The sequence below is a fragment of the Psychrobacter sp. 5A.1 genome (assembly GCF_030407455.1).
Lineage (GTDB): Bacteria > Pseudomonadota > Gammaproteobacteria > Pseudomonadales > Moraxellaceae > Psychrobacter.
This window is the reverse complement of sequence record NZ_JASDDJ010000050.1, coordinates 1-25,942: the sequence shown is the minus strand read 5'-3', so window position 1 is coordinate 25,942 and position 25,942 is coordinate 1. Positions and strand designations below refer to the sequence as shown.

Genomic DNA, 25,942 nt, shown 5'->3' with positions numbered 1-25,942 from the left:
GTAAGTCATTGTCGTTTATAGTGATAATCATTTAGTTGATTTATTTTATAACATTTTTAAAGTCAGCGTACTATATAGACATACCCAAGCTATTTAACTCATTAGTAAAATTTTTGCTACTAAGCGTGCTCTCACCATAACTTTTTAAGTCAAAATTAAGATATATCCTATTATCACTGTATGGATCTTCATAATGGAAAACAATATCAGAAGGATGTTCCTTCTTACTATGCTCATCAATGACACAAGTGTTATTTGTATCCATTGAGCCAGTTTGTGTCCATTTAAACCATTTAAAGATATCTTTAGACAATATCTCAGCCATTGTAGCTATGTTTGAAGTCTCTGCCACTACTATTCCTTATTTCGATAATTGTTCAGTAATGATATGATTTTTCAAATCATATCATTCTAAGATATTTTAATAAAGCCTAAAAAAAACTGAGTTATCTTGTATTATTTAATATGATGCATGTCATTAAATTTTTAGACATTCTAAACCCTCCAATACCTCATCCATACTCTGATACCGTCTCGCTATCCGTTTCGCCAATGCCTTATCAACCATATATTGATAACAACTATATTCTGATGGCAGCTTTGGAATAGATTGTTGGCAATGCTGAATCGCCCACGCCTTTAATTTGTCATTACTATTAACACTTACTTGAAACGGTCGCCTGCCCGCCAATATCTCAACCATCATTATCCCAAACGCATAGATATCACTGTGCACCGTTGCACCCTGACCTTGCCAACGCTCAGGTGCAAGATATGCCGGTGTACCAGCAGGACTTCCTTCTTTTGGCTCGTTAACCCTTTCTGCCAACGCAAAATCAGTCAATAATAGATTAGGCGTTAGACTATTACTCATGATATCTGATGGCAACTCGTTATCAAAACCTTCAATCAAAATGTTGCTAGGCTTAATATCATTGTGTAGCCAGCCAGCCTGATGCAAATTGGCTATTAAACAGGCAGACTGCATGATGAAATGATGTTTTTGTGACGTTATCAGTGACAGATGTTTTGAAGCTGTCAGCTGACTCACCAAGCTACCATTAGAGTAATAAGGCATCACCACTATTACCAGCTTTTGAGGCTGCTCTAGTATTTGAACGTTTACACAATGATGAGCCAATAGTGGCGGTGCAATAGCTTTATTTTTGATTTTCAATGAAGCATTTACAGCAGCTAAAACCTTTGCTTCGTGAGTTAAATCGAAAGCGATAGGATAAGCATCGGCACTCAACTGCCATTTAATCATCACGCTACCAAATTGCGGATGCTGGGCACGTGTTAGCCCTTGGAAGTAAGTCTTGTCGATATGTTGCGTTTTGATATCTTGCGTTTTGATATCTTGCGTTTGTTCTGTGCTTTGCTGAGCAATACGTTGATGCACTATCTGACTAAAATGCTGTACGTCCAGTTCTTGGGTAATAATGGACAATAGCGGCACCGCCTGCGCTTGCAAAGCTTGCGTAATAGATGGATTACTGGCACTATTTTCCATGGTATTGTTTCTCATAATATAGTGAGATTATTGCCTTCCCATTCGTATCATTTCCAAAGATAATAATAGCGCGAATAATTTTGACTAGGGCGTGTTATCAATTAGATTGTGAGACTTAAAATGAGAAAAATTGTAGATAAACAAGGAAGAAATTGCCGTTAATATGAACATATTGACAAAGTTTCTGACGATGTTTAGCAAAATTTAGCCATTTTAAGGCCACTAAATGTATTAATGTGCTAATTGATGACACACCCTAATACTACGCTCAGTAGGCGCCAAAAGTTTAGCCACGTTAATGATATTTTTGGGTATGGTATTAAAGACAACCTTAACTGCTAGAGCCACTATGTCACAACCAACCATCCCAACCTCGCCCTCTAATCAGCCTACTTATGCCCTACCTCAACCGTTATTAGACTTACTCAGTCAGTACTTAAAAGAGCAGGTCACACCGACGATTGAAATCGATCCGAACCAACTTGCTTATCGCTGGGTTGGTGGACGCACTGGCAATTTAGAGCCTTTGTCGGTCAACCTATTTTTAAGCTTGGACGACTTGCATGGTATCGATACGCAAAAGTCTAAACTGGTACAGAACACCCGTCAGTTTATTAAAGGCTATCCTGCCAATCACGTATTAATGTCAGGGACACGCGGTGCCGGTAAATCATCATTGATTCGCGCTTTGTTACAAGCCCATCATAGTGAAGGCTTACGTATTATTGAGGTTGCCCGCGATGATCTGCAAGTATTGGATAAGATTCGTGCTGCCATTAATGCCCTACCAGAAGATTGTAATTGCCGCTATATCGTATACTGTGACGACCTCGCTTTTAATGGTCAAGACGAAAGCTATCGTGCGCTAAAGAGCGTACTCGATGGCTCGCTAGACTCTGAGCAAGACAAACTACTGGTCTACGCCACCAGTAATCGCCGTCGCTTGCTACCGCAGATGATGAAAGACAATATTAATATCTACAATGGGCAGACGGATGAGGTCAATCCCTATGAGGCCATTGATGAAACCGTGTCATTATCAGATCGATTCGGTTTGTCCCTCACCTTCCATCCTATGGATCAGCAGACTTATCTGCAAATCATTCAGCATTATCTGAATTTAGAGCAGCAGAAAATCTCAGCTGATATGGATAATAATGCTAAGGACATTTTAGCAAGTCAGTCTATGCCTGATAAGATCAGAAAGGATGCGCTACGTTGGGCCTCTGAACGTGGTGGTCGCTCAGGACGAGTTGCTTACCAGTTCAGTCGATACTGGAGCGGTATAACGCAATTGGAAATTGCAGACGGTAAGCGCTAAGCCATATTTAACGCTAAATCATATCTAAGCTTAGCCATGTCTAATCACTGCGTGCAGAGCCTATATACTGCACGCGATTCTCTTCTTGACTGCCCTCTTGACTGCCCTTTTGACTGCTTGCCGACCCAATTGCACCATCGACCATATATTGGTCAAAATCTACTGCTAACCAAAGATTACCTTTATAAACGCTCTCAGCATCTAAACGAATATTTGCCATGTTTGGCGTCTTACTATTAGGATTATCAAAACCCTGATAACGGGCGCTAAAGTGCGTCAAAATTAGATTGTTTACACCACTGTTTTCTACAAAATCCGCCACCAATTGCGCACTGCTATGCATCGGATCAAACTCTGGATTTTTGGCTTGAATCTTAGTCAGTACCTCATGCGTATACGTCGCTTCATGCACCAATAAATCCGCATCTATAACGGCTTTGCGCAAACAGTCTGGCGTATCGTTATCACCAGCCACCACTACTCGTGTCCGCTGTATTTCCTCATCAACATAGTCTACTGAGTGCAATTGTCTATTATCCTCAGTCGTGACATCTTCGCCTTGCTGCAATCTGCCCCACAGTGCACTGGCTGGAATACCATCTGCCATAAGCTTATCTGTATTAAGGATGCGGCGGCTAATAGTCTGAGTAATACCAAAACCATGAGAAGTGACTCGATGTGAGAGCAGCGTGATATCAATCTCAAGCTGATGTTGGTCGCTTAAGCTAATGTTAACTTTGTTCGTATCACCTTGCTCAGCCAACACCTCTTCAATCGCTATAAAATCGAGAGCAAAAGGTAAATACAGCTCTGTAGTAGCGGCAATGGCTTCAAGCAAAGTAGCAATCGATTTTGGTGCAATCAAAGTTAATGGCTCACGGCGCCCTGACATAGCAGCGCTTGCTAATAGCCCTGGTAGACCATAGCAATGATCACCATGAACATGAGTGATGCAGATAGCAGCCAATTGATGTAAGGAGAGCTTGGTATGTAGCAATTGCTGCTGTGTGCCCTCTCCGCAATCAATCAGCACCCAGGGGCGCGATTTCTTACTCTGATTATTCTGTTGACGACTCTCTTGCTGTACGCCAGAGGTATGCGGATTCAGACACTCTATGGCCAATGCGGTCACATTACGCTGTTTGGTCGGTACACCTGCAGAGGTACCCAAAAAGGTTAGCTTTAGCATAATGATGCCTTTTATTTATCAGAAGTACTGGCTCAGAAGTACGAGAGCATTTCTTCATTCTAAATCAATGACAGAAATAAGATAAACGGAGAATATGCCCTAGCTATGATAATTGGCATATCATGGTTTTTTGACCTTCAACCATTTGTCCACCATTGGCGGTGCACTCGTTTACCATATTTGATTCGTAAGATTTCCAGCCACCATAAAAACTCGCCATACACAGTATCACAACCAAAATTTTCTGTGACCATGCTTTGATAGAGACTTGCTGGCTGTTCATCTGTTGTTTATTATTTTCTTGCATGCTGATATCTTGTTTATTAAGTGACTTTTGAATTGCTGACTGATTATCGTCGATGTCTTTATTTACACTGTCTTTCTTCAGGTTGTCTTTATTCGAGGTATTTAGATCTGTCATGATTTTATCCTAAAAAAGCTTTGTTTATGAATAAACAAAGCCTTTGGTCTACATGGCCACTTGAGCGTTAAGAGATGATTATACCAGTATCACCTAAAAATTAAGACGGCCGCCCTTTTTTTCTGCCCGTTTAAAGGCATCTCGTTCTTCGCAGCGTTTGAGCCAGTTCAAGAGGTTGGTATATTGATGCTTATCTAAACCTGCACCAGCATTGGCACCCACAACCGCCAAATGCATTTGAATATCGGCGGCGCTAAATTCACTACCTGCAAACCAATGGTTTTCATCCAAATGACGCTCCATCATATTCAGCATCTTTCCCAAACCACTACTGATCATATTTTTTTCGACCTGACCTTGAATTTTTTTGCTGATAGGTTTGATCAGCATTGGCGATTGAGCCACCACTTTTGTGAATACCAAACGCATGACCAACAGTGGCATCAATGAGGCTTCTGCAAAGTGTAGCCAAAACGTATAAGCTTCCCATGCAGCATCATTACTATCATCAGGTTTAAACTGCTTGTTTTTATCATAGTGCTTGAGCAGATATTCAATGATAAACCCTGACTCAATCAGTACGCGATCATCCACTTCGAGCATCGGCGCACTACCGATCGGATGTACCTGCTTTAGGCTATCAGGTGCGCGGTATGCTTTGTTGCGCTCATAACAAGTCAGTTTATAGTCAGTGGCTAGCTCTTCCAACAGCCAGATAATACGAAACGAGCGCGAGTTTGCCAAATGATGTAGATGTAACATAAACCGTCCTAGTTATAGTGTGAATGAGCAATAATATTTTATATAGGCTGTGCTGAATTTATCTAAGTCTGGCAGTACTGCTCTCGATAATAGCGTAATTTGTACTTCTTTAATACTGTGACTTGGCAGACATAATAGAAAACAATGGCTGCCAAGTCAGGCATCGAAGCCGCTGTACTCTTTGATATTAATCTAAATGTAATGCTTCAATTTTGCGCGTCATCTTGTCTATTTTTTGCTGATACTTTTTAATTTGGCGAAATCGATGTGCGATGAGCACGCCTTTGATACGGCGGTTTTTCAGACGACGGCGTGGCGGAAAACTGCCCACTTGTGGCTCATTGTAGCCATGTAAGCGGTCATCACGTTTACGCGCCATATAGCCCAATGCGCTATCAGCAATCATAATCAGCAATGCCGCAAAAATCATGCTATACATTAGCATGGAGCCGCCATCATGTAAGTTACGATCCAAAATAGCGATTGAGAAGACGAACAAAAATATCGGCTCAAGGTAGCACAAAGTGCCAAATAGCGAGACAGGTAGCTTCTGACTCGCCACCATTGTCAACGACATCGCAGCGGTACTAATAATGCCTAATAATGGCAGCAGATACCAAAGCTTATGGTTGGTTATTGCCACCTCAAAGCCACCATTCATATACAGTGCGACCAATACGACTGGTAATAACAACACAAGATCCGATATAAGACCAGTGATGGGCGGCACTGCCAAATAACGACGCAATAAATAATAAGGCGGGTAACCCAAGCAGACAAACAACGTTGCCCAAGAAATAGCACCATATTGAAAGATATCATAAGCAATACCAAAGCCTGCGCATCCGATGGCAACCCACTGGAGTAGGCTCATGTCTTCATTATAGAAGAAGCGACCAACGACGATCATAATCATCGGATATAAGAAGTAGCCTAACGTTACTTCTAGCCCCAAGCCATTGACGGGCGCCCACATGAATATCCAGATTTGCGCACCCAAAATAGGCGTAGGCAATATGAATAAGAACCATTCTTTCGCGTTTTTTAGGGTTTTTAGATAATCAAAAATATGCTGCCACTGCTTTAGTACACTGACCAGCAGTACCAAACTCACAAACATCGTCAGAACACGCCACGAAGCGACCTGTGTACCTGATAATGGTTGTAGCAGCAGGCCAAATAAGAACAGCAGTGAGTATAAGAAATTTGCAGCAACCGCAGTGATTGTACCTTGCGAGGTTTGGTTGGTCGTCAGCATAACAACAGCCTTTAAAGATTGGCGCACATCCATGGCAATTTTAAAAAAAACAAAAGCCTCAAACGAAAACGTCTGAGGCTTTTGCATATAAGATCATCGCGCAATCTAAGATAAACGCTTTTAATGTATGGTTTTTACATTATGGTCGGCATTATGTCAAAGTCAGAATGAATAAGCAATGCCACCGTATATCTAGTGTCTCAAACGCTTTATTGAGTAAACTTAATAGCCCTAAGTAATTACTTTAAATCAAGTTTTTCAAGTTTCTGCTGTATTTTATTCAGCTTTTTTTGATAGCGACGAATCTTGCGAAAACGATGGGCTATTAGCACGCCATCGATACGCTGATTGATAAAATGACGGCGTGGTGGAAAGCCGCCCACTTGTGGCTCTCGATAGCCATGCAGATGATCGTTACGACGACGAACTATATAACCTGCGGCACTATCGACCATCATGACCAGTAGCGCAAGCGTAATCATACCGTACATAAATAACGAACCACCTTCATCGAGGCTTTGGCTCAAAATCGTAATAGACAACACAAATAGCAGCATCGGCTCGATATAGCTTAACGCCCCAAACAATGAAACGGGCAGCTTACTACTCGCAATCATCGTCAGCGACATCGCAAGCGCACTAAAAGCACCAAGCAGCGGTAACAAATACCAAAACTTCATGTCTTGTGCCGCTACATCAAAACCACCACTCACATAAAGTATGATGAGCACCACTGGCGTCAACAGTGTCAAATCAAACAGCAAACCCGTAACAGGTGGCACAGAAAGCGTGCGGCGCAGTAGATAGTATGGTGGGTAGCCCAAACACACAAACAGCGTCACCCAAGAGACCGAACCATACTGAAAAATATCATAGCCGATGCCTAGCGCTGCAAATATCGCAGCCGCCCACTGCAAAACACTCATATGCTCATGATAAAAGAATCGACCAAGCACAATCATCACCAGCGGCAATAAAAAATAGCCCAACGTAATATCTAGACCAAACCCATTAACAGGCGCCCACATAAACAGCCAAATCTGCCCACCTAAGATTGGCGCAGGCAGTATAAATATTAACCACTCTTTGACTGTTTTTAACGTCTTTATATAGTCAAAAACATGTTGCCATTGCTTGGTCAAACTGACCAGTATCACCAAACTGAGCAACATCATGAGCACACGCCATGATGCCACCTGCGTACCGGTTAAGGGCAGCATAAACAACCCAAACAAAAACATCATCGCGAATAAAAAGCTCGATGATATCGATGCAAGCGTTCCTTGGAAAGTTTGATTGGTCGTGAGCATAACAACAGCCTTAAAAAATATAATTTTATGGGCGTAATTTATAAAAAATCATAGAAACTGAGATTTATATCGCTTAAAGACTAGGGCGTGTCCTCATTTTAAAAATGGCGATAAAAATGAGATAAATTGCCGTCAAACGAGGAAAATAGTGCAGATAATATCGAGATATTGACCAACTATTTGACGATGTTTGGCAAAATTTAGCTATTTTTAGCCCATTTAGAGGACACTCGTTTGAATTGAGGACACGCCCTAACAGCAGATATCAAAAATTAATAACCCTCAGAAAAACAAAAAACCTCCGACGAGAACGTCAGAGGCTTTTTTTAGAACAATCATATAAGACTAGATCAAAAAGCTAACTACTGAGGCACTTACTCGCCGTCTAACTCATCATTATTTGCAATATCAATCGCATCATCAACCTCAGTTGTTACTGGATTGCCTGATGCCGCATCAATATCTATCTGCTCTTGGCCTTCTACTTCAAATGTGCCATCTTCTATCATGGCATCAACGAGCTCGTCGTCGCTTTCTTCGTGTTCAACACGCGCCATGGCAACCAGTTTTTCATCTTTTGACAGACGAATCAGCGTCACACCTTGCGTATTACGACCAGAGCTAGCGACATGCTCAACAGGCGTACGAACCAACGTACCTTTGTCAGAGATTAAAATGATATCGTCGGTAGAGTCAACCTTGGTCGCTCGTACTAGTGCGCCATTACGCTCGCTGGTCTTGATAGCGATCACACCGCCACCACCACGATTTTGCGTATTGAACTCATCAATAAAGGTACGTTTACCGAAGCCATTTTCACAAGCGATTAGGATTTCGCGTACATCGTCTTCGATAACGACCAATGATTTGATAAATTCATCAGTAGCCAGACGCATACCGCGGACACCTTTTGCAGTACGGCCCATCGCACGTGCGTCATTCTCATCAAAACGAATGGCTTTACCACTTGAAGCAAACAACATCACTTCTTGGCTACCATTAGTGATACGAGCACTGACCAGTTTGTCACCGTCTTCTAAGCCAACCGCAATCAAGCCATTCGAGCGAATATTGGCAAACTGCTTAAGCTCTACTCGTTTCACTGTACCATTGGCAGTGGCAAAGAAGACAAATGGTGGCTCTGCTTGATTACTGTCTTCTGCCGAATCGTCCTCATTACTTGCTTCTAATATCTCACCTGTAACCGATGTGTCCTCTACGATTTTTGGAATCGGTAATATCGTCGTAACGGTTTCGTCACTATTTAGGCCAATTAGATTGACCAACGGACGACCACGAGCACCGCGACTGGCAATCGGCACTTCAAAACCACGTAAACTAAAGACACGTCCACTATCCGTGAAGCATAATACGGTAGAGTGAGTTGAAGTCACGACTAGATGGTCGATCACATCATCTTCTTTCATTGCTGTGGCAGACTTACCTTTACCGCCACGTTTTTGTGCGACATAATCATCAATCGGCTGAGTTTTGGCGTAGCCAGTACGCGATACCGTCATGACGACCGTTTGTTCAGGGATAAGGTCTTCGCGACTAAAGTCCATACGTGAATCGATGATATCGGTACGGCGCTCATCACCAAAGTTATCACGAATCTCGATCATCTCATTAGAGATAATGGTCATCAGCTTATCGAAATCACCAAGGATAGACTCTAAATGTGCAATTTCACGCAATAAGTCTTGGTATTCTTCGGTCAATTTGTCTTGCTCAAGACCCGTCAAGCGATGCAATTGCATGTCTAAAATCGCATTGACCTGCTCAAGTGACAAGCGATAGCGCTCTTCGCCTTCGATCAGACCAAACGGCGCTTTAGGATCTTCGCCTTCGATAAAGTCAGGACGTACAGATTGGCTACCAGCAGCGGTAAGCATCGCAACGACGCTGCCTGAGCCCCACGTATTATTCAGCAGGCTTTCACGTGCTAAGCCACGGTTTGCCGATGCTTTAATTGTCGCAATAATTTCGTCGATATTAGCCAGTGCAACGGTTAAGCCTTCAAGCAGGTGACCACGGACGCGCGCTTTGTTCAATTCGTAAATCGTACGGCGTGTCACTACTTCTTGACGATGGCGCACAAACGCAGCAATGAGCTGACGCAAGGTCAATATCTTTGGCTGACCATTATCGAGTGCGACCATATTGATACTAAAGCTAGACTCAAGTGGCGTTTGTAAGAACAAGTTATTGACGATAACTTCAGCAGTTTCACCACGGCGCAAGTCAATAGCGATACGCATGCCGTCTTTATCAGACTCATCACGAATTTCGCTAATGCCTTCGATTTTTTTATCACGAACCAATTCTGCGATACGCTCAATCAGTTTGGCTTTATTGGCCTGATAAGGCACTTCTGTGAATACGATGCGCTCACGATCACGGTTGACGCCAGCATTGCTCATCGGCTCGATATGATAACGACCACGAATATGCAAACGGCCTTTACCCGTACGATAGGCATCTAAGATACCGGCGCGGCCATAGATAATACCGCCCGTAGGAAAGTCAGGACCTGAGATATGTGACATCAACTCTTCAGCTGAAACTTGTGGGTTTTCGGCATACGCCAAACAAGCATTGATCACTTCGGTCAAGTTATGCGGCGCCATGTTGGTCGCCATACCGACGGCTATACCCGTTGCACCATTGACCAACAGGTTAGGAATACGCGCTGGCATCACACTTGGCATGCGCTCAGAGCCATCGTAGTTGTCTTCCCAATCGACCGTGTCTTTGTCCAAATCAGCAAGCATCTGGTGGGTAAGCTTGGTCATACGTACTTCGGTATAACGCATCGCTGCCGGAGGATCATCATCGATCGAGCCAAAGTTACCTTGACCATCAACCATCGGATAACGCAAGCTGAAATCCTGTGCCATACGCACGATGGCATCATAGACCGCACTATCGCCATGTGGATGATACTTACCGATGACATCACCGACCACACGGGCTGATTTTTTGTACGGTTTATTATAGTCGTTAGATAGCACATGCATGGCGTACATCACGCGGCGGTGTACAGGTTTGAACCCATCACGCACATCAGGCAGCGCACGCGAGACGATCACGCTCATCGCATAATCCAAATACGACTGCTTTAGTTCATCTACGATGCCAATAGGACTGACCGATTCGCTCATATACACTCCTTCACTCACATTTTTTTCTAGCGTTGACACATCGCTTACGGCACTCATAGATCATATAAAAATACTGCCACATAAATGGGCAGTCATGACCAAAATACAAACCATAAAAAAACACTGCTAAACGTGCAAAACAATAGGAAAATAGCGATAGTTTTAATGTTTAATAAAAGAAACTATTTTAGCACAAATTTGCTGATTTAGGGGGTTCAGGCTACCATTAAAATCAAGCTAGGCGGTTCATTCACAGTGATATTTTGAATGACCAACACACGCTAAAATAATTCTAATGGCAGGTTTTTTTTGATTGACTGATTTTGCCATTTTTACAGACAAACTTACCGTCTGCTGAACAGTGAGATACACCACCCATTTTGCCTGAACAAGGGGTATTACGAGCTTGTGCTTGACTCATAGATATGAAGGCAAATACTAGAGCTAGTAGTGCTGTGCTAATTGATTTCATTGTTTATTCTCTAGTGTACTAAAACGTTAAACATCAAAAAACTGCATCCAATAAATGCAGTTTTTTGACATCATTTAGGTATAAATTACTTGTAAGCGCTTGATGATATTAAGTGGGGTTATTACTTTGATTAAAGTTCTGCTCAAAGAATTCACGCGTGGCTTGCGTACAAGCAGTACTGACTAAACCGCCATGGTAGCTGGACAAGAAGCTGGGTCCAGTAACTGCAACGCTAGTGTTGAATTGCGTTTGAATATTATTGATGGTGTTATTCATTAACCAAGGGTTTGCTAGTGCCGAGTTGCTAAGGGGTAACAGAGTCGGTATTCCTCGCGCTGCTTCTTTCTCATTATCAACATCGAGTACAGTGATATTTAGATTTTCTTGTTGCAATTGTGCTGTCATTGCGCCCGTATTTAAATCATAGTATACGGTTGGATCACGATGACCACCACACAACAATGTTGGCATGCTAGGTATATAGCCACGTAGATCATTGTCTTTAAGTGCTTTACGTAGCTCATTCTCTGGGGTAGCAGCTGGAATCCCTGTTGGTGTTGTTGACGTTAGACCATCAGGATTTTTGATCACATCTGCAACATAAGCAGCACGAAAATCTGTCTTAATGAGATAGTTATCAGGAGAAAATCCTAAAAATGCAAAGGGTAGATCGCTAGCAGGTAGCTGATCAAGTACTGTGTTGCCAGTAGGTTTTGCTTGGAACAACGCAAATCTAGGTAATTGATTGGCGGCGACCAACTCGTCAAAACCTAACAAACTTGGTAACTGAGTATTTGCATAACTTGTGGTAAATATCTCATTAGGACTACTGTAAATCTTGCTGTACTTCTTTTGTAGTCCCGTTGCCAGTAGTGGTGCAAAACGTGTAGCGCCAAGATTGACATTACCTGAAAATATATAATCACCAAACGCCGCTAATGCATATGGCCCGGATGAAGGTGCAATCGCTGTCACAGGCTCATTTTTTTGCTCAAGCAATCTTGCCGTTGCCATGGCGACATGCCCGCCTTGCGAGTAACCACTGATGAATAGCTCACCCGAATCATCAATGTTGGTATAGTCGGCATCGTTGGCTTGCTGCTGTCTCGCAATGATGGTACGTGCGCTATCCAATGCATCGGCCATATCAGCGGCTTGCTGATCAGCCACAAGATAGGGGTGGTAGTCGAGATCAGAGTCGTCATAACCCGCATAGTTTGGTGCAACCACGATGTACCCTTGTGCGGCAAAGTTTGCGGCGATCAATGTCGACTCGCCGACTGCTGGATTTTGAGGGTTGGCAACTTGACTAAAGTCATAGTCTTTATCAGTGGTGGTGCCATGAGCGTAGAGTAAGATAGGTCGATCACCTTGGCAGTCAGCATTATCACCACTTGGTAGCATCAATGCTGCTGTGGCATTAGTGCGCTCGCCTGCGGCTCCTACCGTTGGATAGCTGACTTTTTTTATGTCAATATCACATTTGGCATCTGGCGTTGCAGTACTATCAAGGCCAAACTGGGTATCTATTTGTGTCGTATTAAATGCGTTAATCGTCTCAACTGACGCACTATAGCTAGTGACACGGTCATTGTCATTGTCATCACCGCAACCCACCAACAGTAAACTACTGGCAATAGCGACAGATAACAAACAGCGGGACATCGCAGGCTTAGTGGTAATAATGGAGGTGGGTTGATAAGTATTGGCCGATAGTGTGGCGCTGACATTCGCGATAGATTTTGATTTAATCATGGTTGCTGTCCTTAGCAGTGGTAAATCAAATGTTTGCCGAAACTCCTTGGCAGTAGAGACGTAATCATTGGCAGATATTTTTATCGTTTGCCCACAATAATATTTTTTAACCCATTTACCGTTTAGGGTTCAGATTGAGGACACGTCCTATTATTTATACCGTAAAACATGCTGAAAAGCTACCAAAAAACACGTACCTACTAGGCCGTGCCCTCATTTTAAACATAGTGATAAAAATGAGAACAATGGCAGTCAAATAAGCAAAGTGGTACAGATATTGGCAAGCTATAGTCAAAGAATAACTAAACTGCTACGGCGTTATCTTCCCTAGATGTACTACCTGTACAATCTGCTGTCGGCTGCCTTGTACCCGCTTTAGGGTCTGTTGAATGAATTGAAAATACGCCCTAGCTTAGCGGTAGGCTTTATTGTACGATGTCCCAAAATATAACCCCGACACAGACTACACCTTATGCAAACCAACCATCAAAACATAGACGAATCTGATAGCCAACCGACAGAGCTAGTACCACAAGCCACTATCCTAGATATGCTAGAAAAGACACGTATTGACCGTAGCTTTGATGCCATTGCTGATCATTTCGAAAAAAAGGTCTATGGCGGTTTAAAAGGCGAGATTCGACTGGCCGTGCTACGCCGTGATATTTTTGAATATAGTGCGCAGATGAGTCAGACGCTCGGGCGACCTTTGCGTATTTTGGATGTGGGTGCAGGGCTTGCTCAAATTGCAATAGAGCTGGCTGCTCAAGGTCATAGCGTAATCATCAATGATATCTCCGCAAATATGCTTGAGAAAGCAAAAGCGAGCGCAGAACACATCGAGCAAGAACTAGACATCACGTGGTATGTTTGCCCTTATCAAGCGCTTGAAGAAAAACTGGCTCAGGCAGAGACAGAAAAATTTGATTTGATCATGTCGCACGCGCTACTTGAATGGTTGGCAGAACCCGCTGCAGTCATGGATTTTTTTGATCAGCATCTAACGGATGATGGCGCGATATCTGTCTGCTTCTATAATCCAGCGAGTTTTGATTATCGCAATCTCATCATGGGGAATTTTAACTTACTCGATAGCTTACTTGGTAGTAACGATTACAAAGCGGACAATAAGAAAAGCCTGACGCCCAATCATCCAGTGGCCAAAGAAGAGGTCGAGTCTTGGCTCAAAGCGCATGACTATCAGACGGTACGTAGCAGTGGTCTACGAGTATTTCATGATTATGCACCGCTCAAACGCGGCGGTCATAACGACCCAGAGGCAGTGATAAGAATGGAGTTACGCTACTCACAGTTAGAGCCGTACAAATGGCTTGGGCGCTACTTGCATATTTTGGCTAAACGGTAAATTTAGACGACAGCTCAGAAGTGATGAGGACGGCTAAATCTCTTCATCACTTCTTGATGATCTGTCATATTCTGACCAAGTAGTGGCATTGATTTCTTTTTCATCAAAAACCACCACATGCTCTAGCAAAGGCAAAATACCAATATGCGAGCCGATTTCATGATTATGATGGCTCGCAACCAAGGACAAGACGGTCTGTCCGTCATCTAACTGTAACCGATACAAGTAGTTGGCACCGCGAAAAACACGCCCAATGACCAATGCCGTCTGCGTACTGTCATCATCATGAATGATATCGTCAGGGCGTACGAGTACTTTGATTGGTGTGCCATTTGGATAATCATATTCACAGTATTGTGGTTGGCCAGATTCATCGTAGACCTCCATGCGGCGATAGATATCGCCCAGTGCCGTCTCAACATGACCTTCTTTGATGATACCGTCTATCATCGCACCTTCACCCACAAACTCTGCCACAAAAGGACTGACAGGCTCATGATACAGCTCGCTTGGTCGCGCCCACTGTACCAACCTTCCTTTATCCATCACCCCTACTTTATCCGCTAGCGCAAACGCTTCATTTTGATCATGAGTGACCAAAATCGCTGTGGTATTGGTACGTTTGAGAATATCGCGGACATTCATGGCCAATGACTCGCGCAACACCACGTCTAAATTAGAAAACGGCTCATCAAGTAGCAACAGTTTAGGCTTCGGCGCTAACGCACGGGCTAAGGCCACTCGCTGCTGCTGGCCACCAGAAAGCTCATTTGGGCGTTTGTCCGCATGCTCGGTCAATTCAACTAAGCTTAGCATTTCTTTGACACGGGCCTTTTTGTCGGCAGATGACCATTTATTGAGGCCAAAAGCGATGTTCTTTGCCACGCTTAAGTGACCAAAAAGGGCATAATCCTGAAACACCATCCCCATACCACGCTTGGCGGGCGCAACTGCAAATGATTGGCGGGCTGTTTTTTCAGTTAGGCGTTGATTGTTTAAGTGGATAGTACCGCCACGGCTTTGCTCCAAACCTGCGATTGCTCGTAGTGCGGTGGTTTTCCCGCAGCCGCTATAACCTAAGAAGCAACCAATCTCGCCTTGCTCCAACATCAACGATAGACCATTGACGACGATAGTATCGTCATAGCCTACGATTAAATTTTGTACACTAAAATAAGGATCCGTCGCGATACTTTTCTCAGAATCTCGTTGTGAGGCAGCACGCTGCTCTACAGTCTTATTAGGCTGAACTGGATTTATCTGCGCTTGTGATATTGGCGATTTTTTTACAGGCGTATGGTTGGCCTGAGTCTTTACTGACTTAGGGTCTGTTGAATCGTTCATTGAGTCAGTGTACATAGACGGTACCCGTTCGCTATTAGTAAGTAAAACCATAGTTAAAACACTGCAAATGATAATATCAATCGAGCCGAGAGCTATCAACTTTGCCAGATTTTCGCTAAAACATTGCGGTTAACTGTGTTTGTCGCTTTGACGCAATAGTATCCAAACAGGGAGCAATCCAACTAACACGATTAGCAAACTCGGTAACGCTGCTCGCCCCCACATGCCTTCGCTCGTCATCTCAAACACGCGCACCGCAAGCGTATCCCAGCCTTGTCGCCGTGTCATCAATGTAATCGGCATCTCTTTCATGACTTCGACAAAACCCATCAATAATGCGGTTAGCACACCAGGGCTAAGTACCGGTAGCATCACATGACGCCAGCGCTGATAAGGGCTGTCACTGAGTAACTTCGCAGCGGCTTCTTGATTGACTGTCAATCGTTGCAATTGCCTATCCACTGGCTGAAAACTCACCGTCATAAAACGTGTCGATAGCGCCAGTAGCATAACAATGACACTGCCAGAAAGCACTTGCTGTGACGTAATGCCAAACGCAATCATTTGATTGTCTAGCCACGCGATTGGAATAAATATCCCCACAGCCAACACCGTACCAGGGACAACATAGCCTAAATTGGCCAAAGTGGTCATCAACTTGGTTGATTTATCAGGATACTGCCGTTTGATCCACGCAATAATAATGGCCAAAAAAGCAATGAAAAGCGTGGTCATCCCAGCAATCATAATGCTGTTGGTGACAAAATCAATATAGCGCGCATCAAAATCTTGGCGGAAATTCAATGCCGTCCAATAGATTAACTGCAAAAAAGGGATGAGAAAGGCAATTAAAAAAACAACCGTACACAACAATGTCATGGCCAATTTAGCAGGTTTGCTAGCGTCAAAACGTTGGCTGCTGCCTTGGGTAATCGAGCTACCACGCTTTGCTTGCCAATACTGCTCAAACAATACCACGATAAAGATCACGCCAATTAACAATGCTGCCAGTTGCGCGGCTGTGGTCAAGCTAAAAAAGCCAAACCATGCTTTATAGATAGCCGTGGTAAACGTATCGACATTGAATACGGACACCGCACCAAAATCCGCCAAGGTTTCCATACTGGCCAGCAACAAGCCGCCAATGATCCACGGTAGTGCTTGCGGTAGTGCCAACCGAAAAAACACACGGCTACGACTCAAACCTAGCATCTGCCCTGCTTCTATCGCGCGCCGGCCTTGTGACAAAAACGCCTGACGGGCGAGCAAATAAACATAGGGATAAAATGCCAGCGACAATATCAATCCTGCGCCCCATACATTTCTTATCGACGGGATAGCCGTACTGATACCAAAATCACGCAAGGCCGTCTGTAATGGCCCACTAAAATCCACAATCCCAATGGTAACAAATGCCAATACATAAGCAGGTATCGCAAGTGGCAACATCAATGCCCACGAAAAGAACCGCTGACCAGGGAAACGATACATACTGGTCACCCAAGCAAGGGCGGTACCAATAGTACCTGAGATGATGGTCACCATCAGCAATAAAATCGCCGTGTTTTTGAGCACTTGCGGCAGTACATACTCGGCCATGTGTGTCCAAATCTCGGCCACTGGCTGAGTCCATGATAGCAGCACGATCAAAATTGGCACTAGCATAAACAACGAAATCAGCCCTAAGACTGATTTTGAGATAATACGTTTACGAAGGGCGTGGTCTTGGCTGACAGCCTGCTGGTCATTGACCCCATCATTGACAGTATCGTCATTGATAGTATCGTCTTGACTAACAGACGTATCTGGCGTTGTGATCATATTATCATTACCGTGTCATACATATAGAGACCTTACTAGAGCATACCAAACTCAACAATACTGCCAGCAGCACAGACAGTATTGAACATAATACACTATCATTTAGCATGGTACTCGTGCTTGCTAGCGATGATGATTGTTGAGATTGGTATGGCTGTCCGTACTCTATTTATAACCTGCTTTATCCATCATTTGGATAGCTTGAGTTTGTAGCTCACCGAATTTCTGTACATTGATATCGTCTTTTTTGAACTCACCCCATGATCTGAGCATTTCTGACTCATCAACACCGACTTTTACTGGAAACTCTTTATCTGAGCTGGCATAAATACCTTGAGCTTCATCAGAAGACAACCATTCCATTAGCTTAAGCGTACCTTCTGGGTTGTCTGAACCTGCTACCACACCAGCACCTGAAATGTTTACGTGCGTGCCAGTCGTGTCTTGGTTTGCCCAAAATATTTTCACAGGGAAATTTGGTTTTTCATCCAACATACGGCCGTAGTAGTAACTATTGGCAATACCCACTTCACACTGACCAGCGGCGATGGCTTCTAGCATACTAGTGTCATCACTGAATACATCAGTGGCTAAGTTATCAACCCAACCACGGATAACGGCTTCTGTTTTTTCTTCGCCCAAGTGCTCCATCATGCTAGCAACCAATGACTGGTTATATACCTTTTTAGAGGTGCGTAGGCATAGCTTGCCTTTCCATTTTGGATCTGCCAAGTCTGCATAAGTAGATAGCTGGTCGGCATTGACTTTGCTTGGGTCATAAAAGATAGTACGAGCGCGCAATGACAAACCCGTCCACTGACCTTTTGGATCACGATATTTTGCAGGAACGTTGGCTTCTAATACAGTAGAGGATACTGGCTGTAACAAGCCTTGTTGCGCCGCTTGCCATAAGTTACCCGCATCCACGGTCAATAGCATATCGGCTGGTGTGTTTTTGCCTTCAGCTTGTAAACGCGCCATGAGCGGGCCTGTTTTGTCAGTGACCAGCTCGATTTTGACACCTGTCTCTTCAGTATAACGATCTAACAATGGCTTGATAAGCTGTTCGTTGCGTGATGAGTAGATAGTAATCGTTTCACCATCAGTCGGCGCCGCACCGTCATTTGCGGCTGGCTGTTCAGTACCAGCTGCTGGCTCGGCTTCCACGCTCTCTTCTGTGGTCGAGGAGTTGCTACAGCCCGCCAATCCTAACATCATACCAAATACGGCAGCAGGTAGGATAAGCTTTGTGGCAGTTAGGTTAGCGCTGATGGTGTTCAATGACATGGTTTTCCCCATAATAGTGCTATAAAAAAAGGTACGACAAATGATGTGATAAAACGACCGCAAAATCCCTAGTTATCAGGACTAATAAGGCCATAATATGTAAAAGCAACATACTAATAGAAATGATATTAATTATCAATACATTTATTGAACTAAGAAACATGCCAGCGATAGCTTTCGAGCATTACTTTTCAACATTGGGTTTTCTGCTAGGTTTTTCATCACCTTAAAACCAAAATTTAGCCATTTTAAGGCCACTAAATTTATTAATGCGCTAATTGATGACACGCCCTAGATCAGCCATCGCCCTATAATAACATTGACTGCCGCTTCCGTACGCAAGATACGTGGGCCTATATTTACTGCGGTGCAGCCTTGTGCCGATAGCAGTTCTATCTCGTAATCGATCCAGCCGCCTTCAGCGCCAATACATACCAAACTGGGCAGCGATAATGGTGTCTGTTGTAAGCATTCAGAAAAAGACTGCTCACTATACGGATGCGCGACGATGGCTCGATTGGTGATTAAGCGTGCCAGCTCATCTTCAATAAATGGCTTAAAACGTTTTTGTAACCTAATAGAGGGCTTGATGGTATCGACGCTTTGTTGTAGTCCTTCTAACACAAACTCATCAAGGCGCTCAAGCATCGGACTTTGCCAGTAGCTTTTTTGCGTTCGATAGCTATTTATAAGGACAATATCGCGTACGCCAAGCGCCGTCATATCCATTATCAAGCGCCGCAATACCTTAGGACGCGGCAATGCCAATACTACGGTCAAATCAAGTTTGGGTGGCGGCGCAGTTGTGAGCTGCACCTCACGTAATTGAATGATATCAGAGTCGATGCTTTCTATCATGGCCATACCCAAATCACCGCCCAGCTGGCCGATTTTTAGCGTATCACCCACTTTTGCGCCCAGCACGTTGGTCACATGGCTGACTTGAGATAGGCAGTCAATTTTTGCGGTGGCGAATGAAAAGTTGTCAGCGGGCAATAATATACAGTTCATAGCAGCTCTTGGCTTGAGTGTTGAATAATTGGCTGTTCAATGACATCTTCAATCATCATAAATTGACGAGTCAATACCGCTTGCTGCTGTACCGTCATTTGCGCGCCTGCTTGCCCTGCCTGTGCCGCTAATGGCAAATCACTTAACCAAATCTCAAGCTGCTGACAAATATGTGCGGCATCGTCCGTGTTATAGGCTGTTTTTTTGCGCGAGGATTTTTTATGTGTCGCTACCTTATGCAGATTGGCGGTTTGGGTATCTGCCCTACTAGAACCCGCTATCGTTATGGGACGATAAAAAGCATTGTTTGGCTGATATAACGCACCAACCTCAGACAATTTATCCACCACATTTTGACAGGACTGGGTATATCGCCCCATGAGCACAGGTGTGGCCACACTCGCGGGCTCAACGGGATTATGTCCACCAACCTCCACTAACGAGCCGCCGACTAGTGCGACATCTGCCAACTGATACCACGTCATCATTTCACCCATACTATCTGCCAGATAGACCTGTGTGTCTGCACCAATCATTTCCCCGTCACTACGTCTTGCCATTTTTAGCCCAGTTTTTTGAATCAACGCGGCGACTGTATCAAAACGCTCAGGGTGCCTAGGGATGATAATAAGTAACGTCGCTGCCAACGCCGATTGGGACAAAATTTGTTGCTGTAATAATAGTGCAGCATCCTCTTCGCCATCGTGAGTGCTGGCTGCGACCCAAACCGATCGCTCTGCGATACCAAAGGCTTTTTTTAACTCGATTTTTTTATGATAGATAGCGGTATTTTCGGCTGCTATGTCTGTCGATTTATCATCAAGTTTGGATGTATTGATGACCCATTTTAGTGACCCTGCCACACGAATGTTTGCGCTACTGGCGCCTAGCTGCCGAAAGCGTTTAGCAGAGTCACTGTTTTGTGCAATTATCAAAGTAAGGTTTTTCATCATACTGGCGCTCACCGCACCAATCTTTTGATAACTTTTAAAAGAAGAAGCGGACAGCCGCCCATTGACCAAAATACTGGGGATATGCTGCTGGGATAATTTGGTCAAGATATTCGCCCACAGTTCTGTTTCTACAAACAGCGCCGCGATAGGCTGCACATGCGTCAAGAAAGTTTCAATCACGGCAGGGGTATCAACGGGCACATAACTGTGGCTCATTTGACCGTCGGCTATCTCTTTTGCAAAACGGCTGGCACCACGGGCAAAACCTGTCTGGGTGGTGTTGGTCAGCCATATCTGATAGCCACTCGCCAATAATACATCCAACAAAGGCGCGACCGTATTGGTCTCTCCTAATGAGACTGCATGGCACCAAACAACACCTTTATCACTCATCGCATTAACCACAGGGCGCGGCGGGTATTGCTTGCCAAAACGCTGATCAACCTCTTGCTGATAATTGTCGTTTTTATGAGATCGACGCCACACGTGCAAACGATATAGCGGTTTTAGTAATCCGATAAGAGACTGATAATAGAGAGGGGTCTCATATACCGCTCGACCCCCTGATGAGATAAGGGCAGTCGAATGTGAATCAGTGTCAGACGTGGTATTAGATGATGGCATGGAACAGCCCAAATTAGTGATGAATCAAACAATAAAAGGGTAAATGTAAAAGCGCGCCAATTTTACCTGAATTTAACGTGTAACAATAGGCCGTGTTTGATATTCACAAATAGGCACTGCTGATGACTAAAACGGTTCCAGACAAGGCGTAAAACGACGGTAATGCTCGTACCTTAACGAGATTTACAACGCACTATAACTAAACTTACTCTTTTTAACATCGAGCTGTCTAAAAAACAGTCTCTATCAGTGCCATGGTCGAATATCAAACACGCCCTAAGTAAAAACGATGACGACACGCCTTATATAATAATTAGTATCAATAAGGCGACTACAGTGACTACACCGAATAATAGCTGATAGCGCTTGGTGCTGTGCTGCTCTTGCTTTTGTGTTGTCATCAATACTTCCGCTTTCTGCCACTGTTGGACGAGACTGGTGGCTTCTGCATGACCATTTTCAGCGGCTTGCTCTAGCCAGTATTTACCAGTGGTTATCTCTTGCGCCACGCCAACCCCTTGGTAATACATTTTACTTAATAGACGCTGAGCACGGCAGTCATTTTTACTAGCGGCCTGTTTGACCCATTCCGTGCCCGACTCGGCATCAGCACGTTCATCCACTGTGAATCCTTCACCAAGTAACTCATACATCGCTAATCGTAACATTGCCGCGGTGTTGCCAGTCTGGGCGGCGGCTTGTAACGTCAACAAGGCCTGTTTTTTTGTCGCCAAATGATGCGCGGCAAAGTTTATTTGTGCGCGTGGTTTATCTTGTTTGGCGATGTGGCGTTCAAACTGCGCCAACACTTTGTGAGCTTGCTGATATTCAGTCTGACCAGATGTCTGAGCCACCTCGATTTCATCTAACTCTACCAGCAGCTGCGTAAACATCTCTGGCGTTGGCACGTCTTTTGAGAAAGACGCAAGCGATTCTGGAGATATCAGTGGCTGTTTTGATAGTTTTTTTGGTAGGTTTTTTGATAATTGGCTCGGGATAGCCTGTTCTGAAGCGGTATCTTTTACTGGTTCATCATTTTCTGTTCGCGGGGTTTCTTTAGATAGCACCTGCTGATTTTGACTGTCTGGCTGAGAGAAAGTTTTAAGTGCTGGCGTGGCAGTTGATGCCTCGTTCAACCATTCTTGTTTCACTGGCTGGTGACTATCAATCGTTTTAACGTTATCTATATGCGTAATTATGTCTGAATTTTTTGCCGCGCTCTGAGCAACGGCCATGGCTGGCTTATCGTTCGAGTTTGGCAGTCTTGTGCTCACTGCTTGATATAAACCACTGGCTACTTGAGCACCTTGTACTGCTTCAAACGGCCTGTCGATATGACCAAAGAGACGTAATCCAATCGGCTCTAATGCAAAAAATAATGATGCCTCGCTATCACTTCCATTCTCAACCCCAGCATCATCACGATAGATGACTGCCATATTTTGATAAAAATCATCAGTGGTGAGTGCCAATTCAGAATAGCGCTTACGTAGCTCAAACTGACCATACCAATGCGGGGTGTTTTGCCATTGCTGCGCCAATACGCGACCTGCATAAAATGCCAAAAACACCATGAAATTTCGATAGCGTTCATCAAGCAACGTTGCTTCTTCATCCCATCGACCGACTTTGATCATATCACGGCGTATTTGCGACAATAGCGTATCTAGACGCTGTAGACTCGCCAACGACTCATCCAATAGGCAATCACGGAGTTCCATCTCGTAAGCAATGCCACCAGCGATAGGACGATCAGCTAGAAAGTCTTGCCAATAGCCTGCTGCAGTATAATCAAGAGGCGTTAAGGGTGATGCAGACGATGCATACATAGACAAGCGCGTCCTTTATGTGGATAAATGAATACTAAAAATAATGACTTTATCACGCCACCAAAACGAGATAAGTCGTTTACCTTACCCTAAAATTTGAAGGGCTACAATAAAGGACTGAACAAGCGCACGACATTATCAAACAAGCGCTTTGAGCCTTGACGCTGCTGCCATTCTTCCAAATTCAAAAATCGGCAGCTTTGTAAGTAGATTTCCTGACAGTCGGCCACTTGAGCGACCATCTCTGGCGTATAAATGGCCAAACTGACTTCCATATTTAAATAAAAACTGCGCATATCGATATTCACCGTACCAAATAGACAATAATCATCATCGACCACCACCGTTTTGGTGTGCAACAGTCCTCCCTTAAACAAAGCAATGGTCACACCCGCATCTAGCAACTCTTGATAATAAGCTTGTGAGGCATGTTGCACAAGAAACGAATCGACTTTTTCGGGCACAATCAACGTGACCTCAACGCCACGCTTAGCCGCTATTGTTAATGCGCTCGATAGCGCCTCATCAGGTACAAAATAGGGGGTAGTAATACAAATGCGTTTATTGGCGCGATGAATCACCGTCACCAACGTATTATAAATCACATGGGCCGTCACTTGCGGTGCTGAAGGTATCAGCTGAACCAGTACATTTTTTACAATAGGCATCTTCGGAATCACAATCGATGTCGAACCAATATCTGGCTGTTCATGATAATCCACACCTTTCCCTAATACTTTTACCCGACTGTTGAGATCGTTGATGGTTGGATTCATCACATACAGCTTACGTGTGTAGCCATTTACTCGTTGGTTGAGCGCATATAGATTGTCATTGTTTTCGGCCCCGATATCGGTAGCCACCACGATTGCCATTGCGGTTGTGATGCTAATAGAGTGTTGACTGGTCGTTCGTATCGCCACATCAATCCACTGTCCGACATTTTTATTTTGTTTAAAAAACCTTGGATCAACGAGATTAAAGCTACCGATATAACCAATGTATTCATCAATAACCACAAGCTTTCGATGATTGCGCAAATCAGAACGTTTAAACAATGTCTTAAACAGCCCCACTGGCAACGACTGGTGGACAAAAACACCTGCTTTCTCTAATGTCTGGTGCGCACTACTATTAAAGAAGCTGAAACTGCCCACACTATCCGCTAATATATGACACTCGACACCACGTTGCGCCGCCGCCGACAATGCGTCTATCACCTCTAATACCTGTCCTTTAGGATAAACAATATAAAACTCCATCAGGATAATATTCTGTGCAGCATTGATGTCTTCGATCAGACTTTGAAAAATAGTATTGGGATCAGTCAACAACTGCATTTCATGATTAGCGAATACCCCAAGCCCTGTCCAACGCGTGCCTATCTGACTGACACCGCGATAGTTGGCTGGCAGCAGCTCTTGCCCTTGATCAAAAACCAAATGCTCACGCTCTGCCATATCAGTCATCAATACGCCTGCTTGGTCTACCCGCTCACGATAGCGCCGCCCTATCATCGGCTCACCCAGCAATGTATAAGCAATAAGTCCAAAAACAGGCAAGGTATAGAGCACAGCGACCCAAGCAATCGACACACCTATATTTCGCTGTACCGATACCACTCGTAGCGTCATGACTATCATAAGAATAATATGCAATACCAAACCTAACCCTGCAAAATCACCCCAAGACCAAGTCGTCGCAGTTTGTTCAACAATGGAATTATCTATGCCAGCCTCCAACGATTAAATAAATAAAGCATGAGTCGTAAAATCTCATCAATAGTATAGTCGTTTGTAGCCATCAAACAATAGCCAACCAAAACAGGTGTCTTATAGCCACCTCAATAAACACGTGGCTTGCGTGCTTATTTATGATGCCATACAGAAATTATTTTAAATTATTTACTAAAATTTTAAAAAACTGTTTGACAGCCAACTATAAATCTATATAATACACATCCACAGCAACGGAGCTTAGTGACAAACTTAAGAGCTCAGTTGATGTTGAATAAATTGCATAGCAATTGTTCGAAGGGTGATTAGCTCAGTTGGTAGAGCGTCTGCCTTACACGCAGAATGTCGGCGGTTCGAATCCGTCATCACCCACCACTACTTTAGCGAAGTGGACCTCTTCATAAAGGTAAGATGCTAAAGAGACCTAAGCAGCGGTAGTTCAGTTGGTTAGAATACCGGCCTGTCACGCCGGGGGTCGCGGGTTCGAGTCCCGTCCGCTGCGCCATATTTAAAACGAATTTAGACTCTCGAGTCTAAGCAAGTTTCGCCTCAAGTATTAGTTTACTTGAGGTTTTTTTGTGTCTGGATTTCCTCTTGAACCCTTTGTTTGTAAGGCTCGCTATTTCATATCTATTATCCCACTAGGAGTAACTGACGCTCTATTATCGCATTCAATATAAACTTATCAATAGATAAACTTGCTTGAGAAAATCGGTGATCTGCGGCTCGGTCAGCAAGCGGCTGATAATGGTGTTGTTGCCATTGCTAGTGAGACTGAGATGGGTGCAACGCTATTGGTTGGAGAT

General features: G+C 44.0%; 18 protein-coding genes and 2 tRNA genes. 4 read left to right on the top strand and 16 right to left on the bottom strand.

What is annotated here, in order from left to right; translation table 11 throughout:
- Positions 1–70: 70 nt before the first annotated feature.
- A complete protein-coding gene (locus QL982_RS10870; protein ID WP_290190323.1) occupies positions 71–352 on the bottom strand; it encodes a hypothetical protein in 282 nt (93 codons plus the stop codon).
- Positions 353–478: 126 nt separating this feature from the next.
- Entirely contained in the window at positions 479–1,528 is a 1,050-nt protein-coding gene (locus tag QL982_RS10865) for a protein kinase (protein ID WP_290190322.1), read from the bottom strand.
- Positions 1,529–1,862: 334 nt separating this feature from the next.
- Here QL982_RS10865 and QL982_RS10860 point away from each other — a divergent pair, with 334 nt between their 5' ends.
- Positions 1,863–2,834 carry an ATP-binding protein gene (locus tag QL982_RS10860; protein WP_290164024.1) on the top strand — a complete coding sequence of 324 codons (972 nt, stop codon included), beginning with the start codon at positions 1,863–1,865 and terminating at the stop codon, positions 2,832–2,834.
- 40 nt (positions 2,835–2,874) lie between these two features.
- Here the strand turns inward: QL982_RS10860 and QL982_RS10855 are convergent, their stop codons facing one another.
- From QL982_RS10855 to QL982_RS10820, 7 genes are all read right to left on the bottom strand, one after another.
- On the bottom strand, positions 2,875–4,023 hold the full coding sequence (locus QL982_RS10855; RefSeq protein WP_290164025.1) for a ribonuclease Z: 1,149 nt from the start codon (positions 4,021–4,023) through the stop codon (positions 2,875–2,877).
- A gap of 103 nt (positions 4,024–4,126) precedes the next feature.
- The gene (locus tag QL982_RS10850) at positions 4,127–4,444 is read right to left on the bottom strand and encodes a hypothetical protein (protein WP_290164026.1); all 318 of its coding nucleotides are present in this window, start codon (positions 4,442–4,444) and stop codon (positions 4,127–4,129) included.
- A 93-nt stretch (positions 4,445–4,537) separates the two neighbouring features.
- Positions 4,538–5,206, bottom strand: coding sequence for a glutathione S-transferase (locus tag QL982_RS10845; RefSeq protein ID WP_290164027.1), 669 nt, complete (start codon positions 5,204–5,206; stop codon positions 4,538–4,540).
- A gap of 187 nt (positions 5,207–5,393) precedes the next feature.
- Entirely contained in the window at positions 5,394–6,551 is a 1,158-nt protein-coding gene (gene rarD, locus QL982_RS10840) for an EamA family transporter RarD (RefSeq protein ID WP_290164028.1), read from the bottom strand.
- Between the two features lie 152 nt (positions 6,552–6,703).
- Positions 6,704–7,774 carry an EamA family transporter RarD gene (rarD, locus tag QL982_RS10835; RefSeq protein WP_290164029.1) on the bottom strand — a complete coding sequence of 357 codons (1,071 nt, stop codon included), beginning with the start codon at positions 7,772–7,774 and terminating at the stop codon, positions 6,704–6,706.
- Between the two features lie 374 nt (positions 7,775–8,148).
- On the bottom strand, positions 8,149–10,938 hold the full coding sequence (gyrA, locus tag QL982_RS10830; protein ID WP_290164030.1) for a DNA gyrase subunit A: 2,790 nt from the start codon (positions 10,936–10,938) through the stop codon (positions 8,149–8,151).
- A 580-nt stretch (positions 10,939–11,518) separates the two neighbouring features.
- Positions 11,519–13,165 (bottom strand): alpha/beta hydrolase, encoded by a 1,647-nt coding sequence (locus QL982_RS10820; protein ID WP_290164032.1) that lies wholly within the window; start codon positions 13,163–13,165, stop codon positions 11,519–11,521.
- 472 nt (positions 13,166–13,637) lie between these two features.
- On the opposite strand from QL982_RS10820, the gene QL982_RS10815 reads away from it, so the two are divergent.
- Complete coding sequence (locus tag QL982_RS10815; RefSeq protein WP_290164033.1) at positions 13,638–14,531, top strand: methyltransferase domain-containing protein; 894 nt, start codon at positions 13,638–13,640, stop codon at positions 14,529–14,531.
- 33 nt (positions 14,532–14,564) lie between these two features.
- On the opposite strand, the gene QL982_RS10810 is transcribed toward QL982_RS10815, so the two are convergent.
- The 7 genes from QL982_RS10810 to QL982_RS10780 all read right to left on the bottom strand — a co-directional run bounded on the left by QL982_RS10810 (position 14,565) and on the right by QL982_RS10780 (position 25,142).
- Positions 14,565–15,890: an ABC transporter ATP-binding protein gene (locus QL982_RS10810; RefSeq protein WP_290164034.1), complete on the bottom strand. Its 1,326-nt coding sequence runs from the start codon at positions 15,888–15,890 to the stop codon at positions 14,565–14,567.
- Between the two features lie 114 nt (positions 15,891–16,004).
- The gene (locus tag QL982_RS10805; protein ID WP_290164035.1) at positions 16,005–17,696 is read right to left on the bottom strand and encodes an iron ABC transporter permease; all 1,692 of its coding nucleotides are present in this window, start codon (positions 17,694–17,696) and stop codon (positions 16,005–16,007) included.
- Positions 17,697–17,861: 165 nt separating this feature from the next.
- Positions 17,862–18,983: an extracellular solute-binding protein gene (locus tag QL982_RS10800; protein ID WP_290164036.1), complete on the bottom strand. Its 1,122-nt coding sequence runs from the start codon at positions 18,981–18,983 to the stop codon at positions 17,862–17,864.
- A 291-nt stretch (positions 18,984–19,274) separates the two neighbouring features.
- Complete coding sequence (locus tag QL982_RS10795; RefSeq protein WP_290164037.1) at positions 19,275–19,994, bottom strand: 16S rRNA (uracil(1498)-N(3))-methyltransferase; 720 nt, start codon at positions 19,992–19,994, stop codon at positions 19,275–19,277.
- Positions 19,991–21,571 (bottom strand): 3-deoxy-D-manno-octulosonic acid transferase, encoded by a 1,581-nt coding sequence (locus QL982_RS10790; RefSeq protein WP_290164038.1) that lies wholly within the window; start codon positions 21,569–21,571, stop codon positions 19,991–19,993. The genes QL982_RS10795 and QL982_RS10790 overlap by 4 nt, the downstream gene beginning before the upstream one ends.
- A 302-nt stretch (positions 21,572–21,873) precedes the next feature.
- Positions 21,874–23,400: a sel1 repeat family protein gene (locus tag QL982_RS10785; protein ID WP_290164039.1), complete on the bottom strand. Its 1,527-nt coding sequence runs from the start codon at positions 23,398–23,400 to the stop codon at positions 21,874–21,876.
- 104 nt (positions 23,401–23,504) lie between these two features.
- Positions 23,505–25,142: a cardiolipin synthase gene (locus QL982_RS10780; RefSeq protein ID WP_290164040.1), complete on the bottom strand. Its 1,638-nt coding sequence runs from the start codon at positions 25,140–25,142 to the stop codon at positions 23,505–23,507.
- A 293-nt stretch (positions 25,143–25,435) separates the two neighbouring features.
- Between QL982_RS10780 and QL982_RS10775 the strand changes: the two genes are divergently transcribed.
- Positions 25,436–25,511 (top strand) — tRNA-Val (locus QL982_RS10775).
- Between the two features lie 53 nt (positions 25,512–25,564).
- A tRNA-Asp gene (locus QL982_RS10770) sits at positions 25,565–25,641 on the top strand.
- Positions 25,642–25,942 lie beyond the last annotated feature (301 nt).